We start from the raw sequence: 12,598 nt of genomic DNA, 5'->3' as shown, positions 1-12,598 counted from the left end.
AGTTGGTTTATATGGATATAATACTGAAACCCTTTAACTGTGTCAAACCTTTTTTTCCAGCCTATGTCAAAGAAAACTCCCACACATCACACCGTACAAGCTATGGGGTCGGTTCCTGTAAGATCCACTTGTTATTGATGCTATAAAGTAATATTATTGCTACAGCTTATGGGTTAAGAGAAAATACCGCTTTATGTCAGGGGAGAGAGTCATGGGTATGGAGTTAGAGTACGTCCCTGCGCCGTTGAAACCACGGCTCCACAGACGTATGGCTCAAGAAATTGGACGAAGAATTAGGGGAACCTACCGTTACGATACAGCAGTTTGGAGAACAGCTATAGCCGGTCTTTGGATAGTATGCTTTTTAGCCTTTAGTACAGCCGTGTTAGGCATTCCTACTGGATTAGGTAAACCTACCGATATCGCTCTTGCTGCAGGTGCAGGCACTGTCCTGCTGGCGATTTCCGGCAATATCTTAGCTGTTCTGCTAGCGTTGACCGGACTGCGTATCCCAAGATTATTTGCAGGCTGTGTATTGAGTGATTTTGGAGCTATTCTACTAATCTTATATTACGCAGATTTTGAGATTGAAGCCGCGGTTGTCATCGCGGTCGTGCTTGCACTGCTAGGGGCATTAGGCGGACTAGCCATCGGCCTGCTCCGCAGCAAAAGAATAACACTAGGGCTTCTGCTAACAGTGGCGGTGACTTTTTCCCCACTTGCGCTGGCAAGCGGAGTACAAGAACTTCCTATTTCAGAGTCGGTCGATATCAACGATACGGAAGTCGTTCCACTGACAGCCTCCGATCCGGGAATACCAGGCAATCTAGCTTATCAGACCTTCACCTATGCCAGTGGTACCGATCTTCATCGTGCCGAATACGGCAAGGATACAAGCTTGATATCCTCTACGGCCGATGCTTCTGCTTATATTAAGGATTGGTCAAAGCTGCGCACTTTATTCTGGGGTTTCGATTATAAGGCACTTCCCCTGAATGGTCGCGTATGGATGCCAGAAGGTGAAGGTCCATATCCAGTAGTGCTGATGGTGCACGGCAATCATATGATGGAAGATTACTCTGATGGCGGGTACGCTTATCTCGGCGAACTATTGGCAAGCCGGGGATTTATCGCGATCTCGCTCGATGAGAATTTCCTGAATTATTCTGCTTGGTCCGGCATTCCGGACAATGATTTTAAAGTACGTACTTGGATCCTACTGAAACATTTAGAGCAGCTAGCAGATTTTTCAGATGATCCGGGCAGTCCTTTTTATCAGAAAATAGATTTCACAAAAACCGCCCTGCTCGGCCATAGCCGCGGAGGACAAGCCGTAGCTATGGCCGCGGATGCCACTCGTTGGTTTAAGGATGATCCGGTGATGGCGGCAGTTAATCGCTTTAATATAACCTCTGTAATCGCGCTTGCACCGACGGACAAAACAATAGATGACCAGCAAGCCCGTCTCAAAGACATCAATTATTTGACCTTGCAGGGAGCCCGCGATGGAGATGTACATGATTTCTATGGTGATCGGCAGTATATACGCACTTCCTATTCCCAAGGATCATCTGCTTTCAAAAGCTCGCTGTATATTGCGGATGCCAATCACAGTCAATTCAACAGCGATTGGGGCGGGTATGATCAGACCTTGCCAGCTGGACTCTTTTTAAATCGGACACAAATCATGGATGCAGACAAACAACGGCAAATCGCCAAGGTCTATGTATCAGCTTTCTTAGAGACCACCTTGCATAAAAAAGAGGAATACCAAAGCTTGTTCCGGGATTATCGCAGCGGGCTGAAGTGGTTACCAGATACCGCCTACTACAATAGATTCCAAAGCGGGGGATATCGTCCTGTAGCCACATTTGACGATGACCGTAACAAAAACACTGTAGAACTGGGAACAGCAGCAGCATCGGGTATTTCTTGGTCAGAAGAGTTAGCTAAAGACCGGGAGTCGAAAAGCAAAGCCACCTATGGTGTTGTCCTTGAACGCACAGCCAGCAAAAACGAAGAAGCTTATTACAACATTAAGCTTAACGACAGTGTCCGTACTGAAACTGCTCTTTTAGGGGCAGATGGCCTTACGTTCTCCATGGCAAATCTGAATGACGACATGAATGAAGAAATGGATGTTCCACAACCTCCAAAGGTTGAGGTGGAGTTAACTGACCATAACGATACCTCAGCACGCTTGACGCTGGATGAAGTAATGGACATACTGCCACTTCCACAAACTCAGTTCACGTTATTCCCATGGCTTGAAGAGCGGATAAACGATGGCAAATACGGCGACCTTTCCGAAGCTGTATTTCAAACCTACGAGATGCCGTTCGAACAATTTCAGGAGGAAGAACCAGAGCTGGATCCTGACAACCTGACGGAAATCACCTTCTATCTTGAAGAAGAAGGCGACCGGATCATGCTTGATGACATCGGTTTTTACGATTTAGGTATCAGAAATACATTTTAACAATCACTTGCTATTATCCTTAGGTCTTCATTTGCAAAATAGGGCTATTCCCAACCTCCACTCACGAAAAAATGAATGGATTACGGGAATAGCCCTTATTTTTACGACATACAATAACCTAGTCTCAGCCTACAACGCTTGCACACAAACAGGTGACTTCATTTCCAATTCATTTCCTGTAGGGATTAATCTGCCACTCTCACTATCGATGGAGAACGAGGTAATATTATCACTATTCTGATTAGCAGCAAGCAGCTTATCCCCAATAATTGCAAAGTTACGCGGAGTACGCCCGCCGGTAACCTGCCAATCCACCGCTTCAAGCAGACCCGTTAATTCATCGATATGGAACAGGGCGATACTGTCTTGTCCGCGATTGGAGACATACAGGAATCTGCCACAAGGGGAGACATGAATATCGGAAGCTGTATCGTCACTACCAGCAGTATAATTATCAGGAAGCGTGCTAAGATGCTGTAAAATATTTAGATTTGCATCCTGTTCATCATTAGCAAATGCCGTTACTGTACAATTCAGTTCATTCGCCAGGTAGATCCATTGTCCAGAGGGATGCACCGCCAGATGACGCGGACCTGAACCAGGTGGCAGATTAAGCTCACGATGTTTTACCAGTTTGCCCTCTTCAGGGCGATAGATCACAATTTGATCCAGTCCCAAATCGCACACCAGCACATGTCTACCACTTGCGTCCGGAATGACAGAGTGCGGATGCGGAGCCTCCTGACGGTCTTCACGAATGCCTGAACCCACATGTTTTACTTGGTCGGACATTTCTTGAAGCGAACCATCTTCATTTACAGGAAAAGCATTAACATTGCCTCCCGAGTAATTGGAGACGAATATGTAATCTTCCTTAGGACTAATGGAGACATAACAAGGAGCGCCGCCTTCCGTAGAACGACTTCCAAGTGATTGCAACGCTTTAGTTGCGGGATCAATTGCATATGCGTAAACCTCACCTTGATCTTTCTCACTAACTGCATACAACACGCTGCCTGCACTATTCACAGCTAAAAACGATGGGTTCTCAATTCCCTCGGTACCCTCAAGAATTCTCATTTCCCCCGATAAAAGACTAAGCGCACATAACTGAATCGCCTTCTCATTCTCAGAGTTATACGTTCCTACATAAAACAATGCCTCATTAGCCCGTTCCATAATAGTGGCTCCTTTATCTTTATGTATTGTATTACTTCTTACTTACCCTTTACTAATAGGGGTTTACTCATAATTTTATAATATTTTTTCACTATAGCATGTTTATAGTTGTAATACATTATCGAAACTGCATTTAGAGCCTACTCCCTAACTATTCCGGAAGAAGTAAGTTTTTCCATGTGGTTTAAAGATGGTCACAAAGGTTAATAGTAGACATCGCAAACAACAAAACGAAGGAGTTGAAGTAACATGAGTTTTCTATGGATGTTAATCGTTGGTGGGGTTATTGGTTGGTTGGCTGGTCTGATTATGGGCAGAGATATTCCTGGTGGTGTTATCGGTAATATCATCGCTGGTATTATCGGTTCATGGCTCGGTGGCGTGCTTCTGGGAAGCTGGGGACCTAAAGTAAGTGATTTCTACTTCTTCCCTTCTTTGATCGGTGCGGTTGTGCTGATCTTTATCGTGAGCCTTATTCTTCGCTCGACAAGTGGACGCAGCCGTTCGTAAGTCTGGGCTGAGATAATAATATTCACATCAATAAATCCTCGTCAGAGTATGCTCTGGCGGGGATTTTTGTATGTATCGCTCCTTTAAGAAATAATTCCTAAGCTGGAATTGTAGCGGGTATGGAGCCAATACACTTCAATGTTTTGCCATCGTTTTTCTGTTATAATGAAGATACAAGTGACTGAAATCATAGAGAGGTCGTGTATCATGGGTAACATAAACCCCTCGCTTCTACATATTGGCTCTACATTAGGGGCTTTGTTCATGGCGCTGATGGTTATTTTCATTCGTCTAAAAGCAAGCGCACGTCCGGTTACCATTCGAAAAATATGGATTCCACCTCTCGGTATGTCGACGGGTTTTGCCATGTTTGTGGCACCTGCGGTCAGGTTCCCATTATGGTGGGCGGCAGTCGCCTTTCTGATTGGCTGGTTCATCTTCGCGTATCCTCTTATACGCAGCACCCATTTTGAACAACGTGATGGACAAATTTATGCTCAACGCTCCAAGAGCTTTGCGTTTATCCTGCTCGGACTTCTTCTAGTCCGCACTTTACTCCATGAATTTATTAACCGTTATGTGTCTATCCCACAGTCCGGTGGTTTGTTCTTTATTTTAGCCTTCGGCATGATTGTTCATTGGAGATTTTTTATGTTCAAGCGTTATAAGGCTATGACTTCCTCGGGGAGTCTGCTGCCCCAGCCATGATTGTCAACAATGATCCTAAGAAGCCATCTCAGGGTGCTTACCCGATATCCTTGAGATGACTTCTTACCTCTTGTAACTCAAGCTTATGTTATATCCTCTGCTTTTTTCTACTTTTCACCCTTTTCTGACATCAATTAGCCATCCTCTTATTACATCCTCTTTTAGTACTTTACATACACTATAGGGATAGATCACCTAAAATATCTAACTCGTTATGTCACCTATTCAGCATTAAAAAGAAAAAATATAATCTTTGTAAGTCCGATGTCAGGTAACCTGCGAAGGGATACGTTAAACTATAAGCATACCTAACGATAAGCTTCCAAAAGACCTTAATGCTGAAATAAATATCATTTGGAAACCTATACTGCGTATAACTTTTAGAGAGTGAGGACAAGGCAATTGAAAAGTAAATCGAGAAAAGTAGCCATCGTCGGGGCCGGAATGGTGGGTTCAAGCTGTGCTTACTCCATGGTTAATCAGGCTATTTGTGACGAGATAATGATGATCGACCGCACCTATGATCGGGCTATGGCACAAGCACTTGATCTCTCGCACTGTATGGATTTCACAAGCACACGCACAAAGGTATATGCCGGAACCTATAGCGATTGTGCAAAGATGGATGTAGTTATCTTAACCGCTGGTGCTAATCCAACAGCCGGGCAGACCCGACTTGACGTATTGGAAGCCTCTGCGGTTATTACTAGAGAAATCATTACCAACATCATGGCTGGGGGATTTGATGGAATATTCGTAGTCGCCGCTAATCCGGTCGATATTGTCACTTATATGGTCTGGAAAATATCAGGTCTGCCTCGCCACAGAATTATCGGTACCGGAACCTCCATTGACTCGTCGCGCCTAAAAACACTGCTCTCCGATGTGTTCTCCATTGACCCGCGTAGTGTTAATGGCTACGCGTTAGGTGAACATGGCGAATCTCAATTTGTAGCTTGGTCCCATGTGACAATTGGCGGCAAGCCTATTCTACAAATTTTGGATCAGCATCGCGAGCGGTTCCCGCATCTGGATCTGGAGGATATCTCCCGCAAGACAAAAGATGCCGGCTGGGAAATTTTCACCCGTAAAGGCTCCACACATTTCGGGATTGGCAGCGCACTTGCCTACATTACCCGTTCGATCCTGAATGATGAGCACAAAATTATCGCCGTATCCGCCATTCTGGATGGAGAATACGGACATAGTGGTGTATGCACGGGTGTGCCCGCCATTATAGGCAACACTGGGATTCAAGAGCTGCTGGAGCTTAATTTAAATACAGAGGAAACCCAGAAATTGAACAACTCCTGCAATATTGTACGTGCAGGCATCGAGAGTCTACAGCTGGAAGAAAGCATTTAATCTCATAAAGAACAAAAAAAATCGCTACTTTGGGAATTGGTGAAATAAGCCCACCAGCTCCCAAAGAGCGATTTTTTGTATTATAAGGAGATGAATCTCAGTTTATCTCCTACTTTTTAAACTTCTCGATTTCTTCTTTCAGCACAGACATCACTTCATTAAGTGATTCCGCCGAGGACACGACATCCTTCATAATCTCCGTCTGCTCCGCTGAAGCTAATGAGACCGCCTGAGCATTCTCAGCAGATTCTTTAGCTATTCCGAGCATATCGGATATAGAAGCCGTTATTTCTTCTGTGCCAGCTGACATCTCTTCATTAATTGCTGACACATCCTGTATTTGCGACGATACTTCACGGATCGAAGAACGGATATGATCAAAGGAAACACCGACGTTTTGCATTTTTCCCATTCCATCGCCAATTTCCTCAATACTCTTCTTCATGGAATCCGCTGCACTTGTTGTCGAAGACTGAATGCCGCCGATCAGCTCCACTATACTAATGATGGAACTGTTCGTCCGCTCCGCTAACTTCTTCACCTCATTCGCAACTACACCGAAGCCACGGCCATGTTCCCCAGCTCTGGCAGCCTCAATAGAAGCATTTAAAGATAATAAGCTTGTCTGATTGGATATCTCAGAAATTACATCCACAATTTGTCCGATCTGTTCCGATTGCTCACTTAATTTACCAATCATCTCGGCTGTCTGATTAGCTGTGGAACTGATAACAGCCATCTGTTGCAGTGTAGATTGGATTTCCAAATAGCCACTCTCTACTTCTGAGTTGACCGTCTCAGCCTGATCTGATACCGCTGCAGAGGACTCAGCAATACGTTGCAAACCTACGGCCATCTCTTCCGTTGCTCTTGCCGATTGCTCCGAGCCTCTGAATTGCTCTTCCATTCCTTGAGCCACTTCTTGGATAACTGTTGCTACCTCTGCTGAAGTATAAGACGACCGTTGAGCCGATTTCAGCATTCCTTCTGAGGAATAAGAAACCTCCACTACCGTTGTATCAATCTTGTTGACAATACCGGAGAGTGTCTCAATCATATCATTGATATTTTGACTCATCTCGCCGATTTCATCTCCGGATTGCACTTTAACCCTCTCATTCAGATGACCCTCTGCCACCTTTTTCATAGTGGAGGAAATAGCTTTAATGGGTCTAACGATAAGGCGAGTAAGGTAGAGAGAAACAAAAATTATGACGAGTATAACTGCCAATAAGATGAACATTGCTGTTCTTTGTGCAGAGGTCACTTTGGCAAAAACCTCTTTCTCCGGTACTGTTACAAGAAGCTTCAGGTCAGTATCTGGAATGGTCTTAAAGTATGTAATGACTTTCTTACCATCTTCGCCCTTATAAGTTTCGGACCCCTCTTTGTTGCTCAAAATCTTGTCAACGACCTTCTGAAGAGCCGGTTCTTTAGCGTAATCGGTAATTTTTTTGCCCATACGACTGACGTCTGGATAAGTATAATACATGCCATCATTTGAGATCACGTATCCAAATCCGGTATCCGCCATAGTAATTTCATTACTCATTTCGGCAAGAACTTCAGGAGTAATCGAGAAGACAATACCTCCCATAAATTGCTTATCCTTATCCATGACAGGAACTACGATCGGAATGATATATTTATCAAGCTGCTCCAGATAGGACATTTCCCCCAACACAGGCGCATGTGTTTCTTTCGCTTTCAAGAAATAGCTCGCATCTGCTACACTTGCGGTCATGTTCATCATATTAGTTAACTGGCCGTCTTTACTGATGACACTGTAACCTTCTGTCTCACTGTCACTTTCCTCCAGCACTTCTATCACAGGGAAGATACTCGCTGGATTCGTAAAATCGAACTCAGGATGCTGGGACACCAGATCCTTTACGGACGAGGTTTTGTTGGATAGCCACTCATCCATCCGGAATGTGTTCGTATTAATGGTGTCCTGCGCCATTTGCTCACTGTCTGTGCGTGTGACATTGCCGAAATAATCAAGTAAAAATATGGTCGCTACCATGAGCGGCACGATTGCAATAGCTAATATAACAGATGACCACTTAAGTTGAATTGACGTCGCTTTTCTCTTCGTTACATTTTTTCTCATTTTTTTCATCTTGTTTCCTTTCATTTCATTTTCATTCACGATGAAATAGCCTCCTGACTCCATTTGTTATAATGTCTCCTGATGTGGATATATCTTCTATATCGGCAAAAAAAGACAAATTCTTTGCTGGCAAATAAAAAAAATAAGCCCTAAGACCCCTAAAACTGGAATCCTAAAGCTTACTTTTGTTGAAATCATTTATTTAAACACCAAAGATACTTAACCCTCGTCTTGCACTTTTAAAGCTCGAATACTGTTCAGTACGGCTAGTACGGTTACCCCTACATCTGAGAATACAGCCTCCCACATCGTGGCAATCCCGAATGCACCGAGCAGAAGGAATATAGCTTTTACACCTAAAGCAAAAATAATATTTTGCCATACGATGGTCCGAGTACGCTTGGCAATTCCGATAGCTACAGCAATCTTCGAAGGTTCATCGGTCATAATTACAATATCCGCTGCTTCAATGGCAGCGTCGGAACCGAGTCCCCCCATAGCGATCCCGACATCGGCTCTAGCCAGTACAGGAGTATCATTAATTCCGTCTCCGACAAAAATAATCTTCTCGCGTGGAGACTTTTCACGATCCAGCTTCTCGATGGCCTCTACCTTATGCTGTGGTAAAAGCTCTGCGTGTACCTCATCTACCCCTAACTGCTTCCCTACATCTTCAGCTACGGCGGAAGCATCACCTGTCAGCATCACCGTCTTGCGTATACCAAGCTTTTTGAGGCGCTGAATGGCCTGCAGTGAGTCCTCCTTCACTTCATCGGCGATCACCAGATAACCCTCGTATTGATGATCTACCGCAATGTGAACAACGGTACCGCTCTGCTCTGGGACCTCATAAGCAATTCCCTCACGCTCCATCAGACGTGCGTTACCTGCAAATACGGTCTTGCCTTCGATAGTTACTTCGATACCATGACCAGAGATTTCATTGTAATTCGTGATAGCTTCCTTAGAAATCTGTTCACCATAAGCCGTCCGAATCGACTCAGCGATCGGGTGATTGGAATGGCTCTCCGCATAAGCGGCTGTCCGCAGTAATTCATCCTTAGATTTGCCACCCGACGGATAAATCCCCGTCACCTTAAACTGTCCCTTGGTCAACGTTCCCGTTTTATCAAAGACAACTACCTTCACATCATTTAGGGCTTCCAGGTAGTTGCTTCCCTTAATCAGAATACCGCTGCGTGAAGCTGCACCAATCCCTCCGAAGAATCCCAGTGGAATCGAGACCACAAGCGCACAAGGACAAGAGATTACGAGGAATACAAGTGCTCGGTAAATCCAATCCGAAAAAGTCGCACCACTGATCAGCAGTGGAGGAACGACGGCCAGCAGGACTGCTGTGATCACTACTACAGGCGTGTAGGCACGTGCAAATTTAGTAATAAAGTTCTCGGTTTTAGCTTTGTTGCTTGATGCATTCTGCACTAGCTCCAGTATTTTGGATACGGCCGATTCTCCAAAGGTCTGAGTAACTTGCACAGTAATTACGCCGTTCCGGTTAATAAAACCACTTAACACCGCACTTCCTGGACCAGCTGATCGTGGCACCGACTCTCCAGTAAGTGCAGATGTGTCCATCATGGCGTTACCTTCAAATATAGTTCCGTCAAGGGGTACTTTCTCACCGGGTTTAACAACAATCAAATCTCCGATGGCTACTTCCTCAGGTGAGACCTTCTTCAGATCATTTCCAAGCTTGAGATAGGCAAACTCGGGGCGAATATCCATAAGTGCCGTAATAGATCGGCGTGAACGATTCACAGCCAGACCTTGGAACAGCTCTCCAATCTGGTAAAACAGCATTACTGCCACGCCCTCTGGATACTCACCAATCGCAAATGCACCGATAGTTGCCAGAGCCATCAGGAAATTCTCATCAAACACCTGGCCACGGATGATGTTCTTAACCGCCTGCCAGACAACTTCACCACCCACGATAAGATAGGCTGCCAAAAAGATCAGCAATTCAACTACTCCATCCACGGGCAGGAATATCCCAGCTAGAGCAAGAATTCCACCAGCGCCTAACCGCAGCAATATTTTGCGTGTGTCGCCTTCCCCATGCTCATGTGTATGACCATGACCTTCAGCATCCTCATGATCATGATGATGTCCATCAGCTTGATGGCCGTGCTCATGACCATGCTCGTGAGCATGCGTATGTTCATGAGCACCGCTATTGCGCGCCTTGTGATTTCCCCCAACCTTCTCTTTCACATTTACGTGGGGCTCGAGTGCCTTCACCGTTTTCTTCGCTTCTACAATCGCTGATTCCTCATACCCTGCGGCGGTTTCCAACGTCATTGTTTTTGTTACAAAGTTAACGGAACAAGACGATACACCTTCAATCTTCTTCACCTTATCTTCAATTTTCATCGCGCAATTGGCGCAATCCAAACCTTCTAATTCCCACTGACGTTTTAATTTTCCTTGCATTGTATCCATACGGCACATCTCCTCAAATAAAAACCATATATGAGCACTTGTTCATATGTTATCTTAGCCCTATTATATTCCCTTTATATTTCAAGGTCAATACGCGATATACACCATTTTTCTACATTATCTTAAAAATTAAATCAATTGACCTTTACGTGAAAATATGTAAAATCATGTATGACCGAAAGTAAGTTTCTTACATACGAATGACCCCATTATCAATGAAGCTCGATGGGCAAATGATTTACACAGAAGGGATGAATTTAGAACATGTCAAAGCTAGCCAAAACGTCTTCTTTTTCACAGAAACACCCCATTTGGAGCGTAGTTATTATCGAGGTGTTATTACTTGTAGCCGTAACTGCCGCCGGGGCTTACGCAACCATTAAGGAACTTGCGTACAACGCCCCTGTACTTATCTCCTTCATCCCAATCGCGCTTGTACTCATCATCTACTTTACAGTTAAGCGCAAATGGAGCACGCTCGGCTTCCGACCTCTAAACACCATATCCTCGGGCAACTGGATCTATTATGCCCCACTAGTAGTGGTCCTGATTACCATATCCTTTAAGGGTTTTCGTGAGATCAGCGCATCCGAGGTACTGTTCTTTATTTTCTTCACCCTGCTGGTCGCTTTTGTGGAGGAAAGCATCTATCGCGGTTTGATTTTTAAGACCTTGCTTCCTAAAGGGGCTAAAACAGCAGTGATCACTTCAAGTATTCTCTTCTCTATTACCCACTTACTTAATGCATTATCCGGCACAGATGTCACACAAATTCTTCTACAACTCGTATATGCGCTTCTGATCGGTTTTGCGCTAGCCTTGCTAATGCTAAAAAATAATAATATTCTTCCGCTGATATCCTTTCACTTTATACATAATTTAATTCAGTTTGTGGGCAACGATAATACGAGTGAATACATGGGAATCGATCTGTTTATCCTGCTAGTGCTTGCTGTGCAATGTGTCTGGCTAGTGTTGTCCTTTAGAAAACCAAACCTAACGAAGAACCTAAATCAAGCCAGCTAATAAGCTAAATCCTTACTTCGAAATACAAGGCTTCAGTGGATTCAACTTGGTTTCATTAGAGCAATATTTGTCGCAACCCACACAGCTAACGGACCCAGTTGACACTAAAAGCAGTATTATCCCCGGTTTAGCATATTATCGGACCCCATAGGCGCTATTGGCATGAAAAAGAGCAAAATAAGACCTCTTTCTAAAGAATAACTGCACTGAGGTCCGCAACTCTGCTCAAAAAGCGATTATTGTGCAAATAACGTCAGCTGGGTCCGTAAGCCGTAGTGGATGGTTAGACTCGTCGGCATAATAAAAAGAGGGACTCCCAACAAACCATCCAATGGCTGCTGGGAGTCCCTCTTTTTTTGCAACTAGCTATTCGTGTCGGACATGCTCGTGGGTCTGCAAAAAGATCTGCTCCACATGCGCATCGTTCAGCGAATAGAATACCGTTTTCCCCTCTTTACGACGCTTCACGATCCGTAGATTCCGTAAATAACGGAGCTGATGGGATATCGCAGATTGGCCCATATCAAGGATCACGGACAAATCATGTACACATAATTCTTGCTGTGACAAAGCGTAAATGAGCCGCACTCGTGTTGGATCACCCAACGCTTTGAACATTTCTGCCATTTTATCAGTAATCCCACGGTCTGGCAGGATCAATGCAATGGATTCCGGTTCAAGCTCTGAACCCTTGCATGTATTGTCGCAGTCCTCTAATGCCGTTGGCTCCATGCTCTCGCCCTCCTCCATCTTAG

9 protein-coding genes are annotated in these 12,598 nt (G+C 44.6%); 5 read left to right on the top strand and 4 right to left on the bottom strand.

Translation table 11 applies throughout. The features are described 5' to 3' along the window. Positions 1-211: 211 nt before the first annotated feature. Entirely contained in the window at positions 212-2,479 is a 2,268-nt protein-coding gene (locus PODO_RS02155; protein WP_038568466.1) for an alpha/beta hydrolase family protein, read from the top strand. A 129-nt stretch (positions 2,480-2,608) separates the two neighbouring features. On the opposite strand, the gene PODO_RS02150 is transcribed toward PODO_RS02155, so the two are convergent. Continuing rightward, entirely contained in the window at positions 2,609-3,658 is a 1,050-nt protein-coding gene (locus PODO_RS02150; RefSeq protein ID WP_038568464.1) for a lactonase family protein, read from the bottom strand. A 249-nt stretch (positions 3,659-3,907) separates the two neighbouring features. Between PODO_RS02150 and PODO_RS02145 the strand changes: the two genes are divergently transcribed. From PODO_RS02145 to PODO_RS02135, 3 genes are all read left to right on the top strand, one after another. Beyond that, positions 3,908-4,168 (top strand): GlsB/YeaQ/YmgE family stress response membrane protein, encoded by a 261-nt coding sequence (locus PODO_RS02145; protein WP_036682650.1) that lies wholly within the window; start codon positions 3,908-3,910, stop codon positions 4,166-4,168. A 207-nt stretch (positions 4,169-4,375) separates the two neighbouring features. Further along, entirely contained in the window at positions 4,376-4,876 is a 501-nt protein-coding gene (locus PODO_RS02140; protein ID WP_036682651.1) for a CcdC family protein, read from the top strand. A gap of 402 nt (positions 4,877-5,278) precedes the next feature. Further along, a complete protein-coding gene (locus PODO_RS02135) occupies positions 5,279-6,241 on the top strand; it encodes an L-lactate dehydrogenase (protein WP_036682652.1) in 963 nt (320 codons plus the stop codon). Between the two features lie 109 nt (positions 6,242-6,350). Here PODO_RS02135 and PODO_RS02130 read toward each other — a convergent pair whose 3' ends face one another. Together PODO_RS02130 and PODO_RS02125 are read right to left on the bottom strand one after the other, a co-directional pair. After that, complete coding sequence (locus tag PODO_RS02130; RefSeq protein ID WP_244886415.1) at positions 6,351-8,393, bottom strand: methyl-accepting chemotaxis protein; 2,043 nt, start codon at positions 8,391-8,393, stop codon at positions 6,351-6,353. 180 nt (positions 8,394-8,573) lie between these two features. After that, the gene (locus tag PODO_RS02125; RefSeq protein ID WP_038568461.1) at positions 8,574-10,817 is read right to left on the bottom strand and encodes a heavy metal translocating P-type ATPase; all 2,244 of its coding nucleotides are present in this window, start codon (positions 10,815-10,817) and stop codon (positions 8,574-8,576) included. A gap of 264 nt (positions 10,818-11,081) precedes the next feature. Between PODO_RS02125 and PODO_RS02120 the strand changes: the two genes are divergently transcribed. Then, positions 11,082-11,843, top strand: coding sequence for a CPBP family intramembrane glutamic endopeptidase (locus PODO_RS02120; RefSeq protein WP_038568459.1), 762 nt, complete (start codon positions 11,082-11,084; stop codon positions 11,841-11,843). A gap of 366 nt (positions 11,844-12,209) precedes the next feature. Here the strand turns inward: PODO_RS02120 and PODO_RS02115 are convergent, their stop codons facing one another. Then, positions 12,210-12,575: an ArsR/SmtB family transcription factor gene (locus PODO_RS02115; protein ID WP_036682656.1), complete on the bottom strand. Its 366-nt coding sequence runs from the start codon at positions 12,573-12,575 to the stop codon at positions 12,210-12,212. Positions 12,576-12,598: the final 23 nt, after the last annotated feature.

Source organism: Paenibacillus odorifer (assembly GCF_000758725.1).
Classification (GTDB): Bacteria; Bacillota; Bacilli; order Paenibacillales; family Paenibacillaceae; genus Paenibacillus_AQ; species Paenibacillus_AQ odorifer.
This window is presented reverse-complemented; position numbering and strand designations above follow the sequence as displayed.

What these genes read in the sequence shown, in the direction of transcription:
- PODO_RS02155 (WP_038568466.1), top strand. Translation starts at nt 212, where the DNA reads ATGGGTATGGAGTTAGAGTACGTCCCTGCGCCGTTGAAACCACGGCTC.
- PODO_RS02150 (WP_038568464.1), bottom strand. Translation starts at nt 3,658, where the DNA reads ATGGAACGGGCTAATGAGGCATTGTTTTATGTAGGAACGTATAACTCT.
- PODO_RS02145 (WP_036682650.1), top strand. Translation starts at nt 3,908, where the DNA reads ATGAGTTTTCTATGGATGTTAATCGTTGGTGGGGTTATTGGTTGGTTG.
- PODO_RS02140 (WP_036682651.1), top strand. Translation starts at nt 4,376, where the DNA reads ATGGGTAACATAAACCCCTCGCTTCTACATATTGGCTCTACATTAGGG.
- PODO_RS02125 (WP_038568461.1), bottom strand. Translation starts at nt 10,817, where the DNA reads ATGGATACAATGCAAGGAAAATTAAAACGTCAGTGGGAATTAGAAGGT.
- PODO_RS02120 (WP_038568459.1), top strand. Translation starts at nt 11,082, where the DNA reads ATGTCAAAGCTAGCCAAAACGTCTTCTTTTTCACAGAAACACCCCATT.
- PODO_RS02115 (WP_036682656.1), bottom strand. Translation starts at nt 12,575, where the DNA reads ATGGAGCCAACGGCATTAGAGGACTGCGACAATACATGCAAGGGTTCA.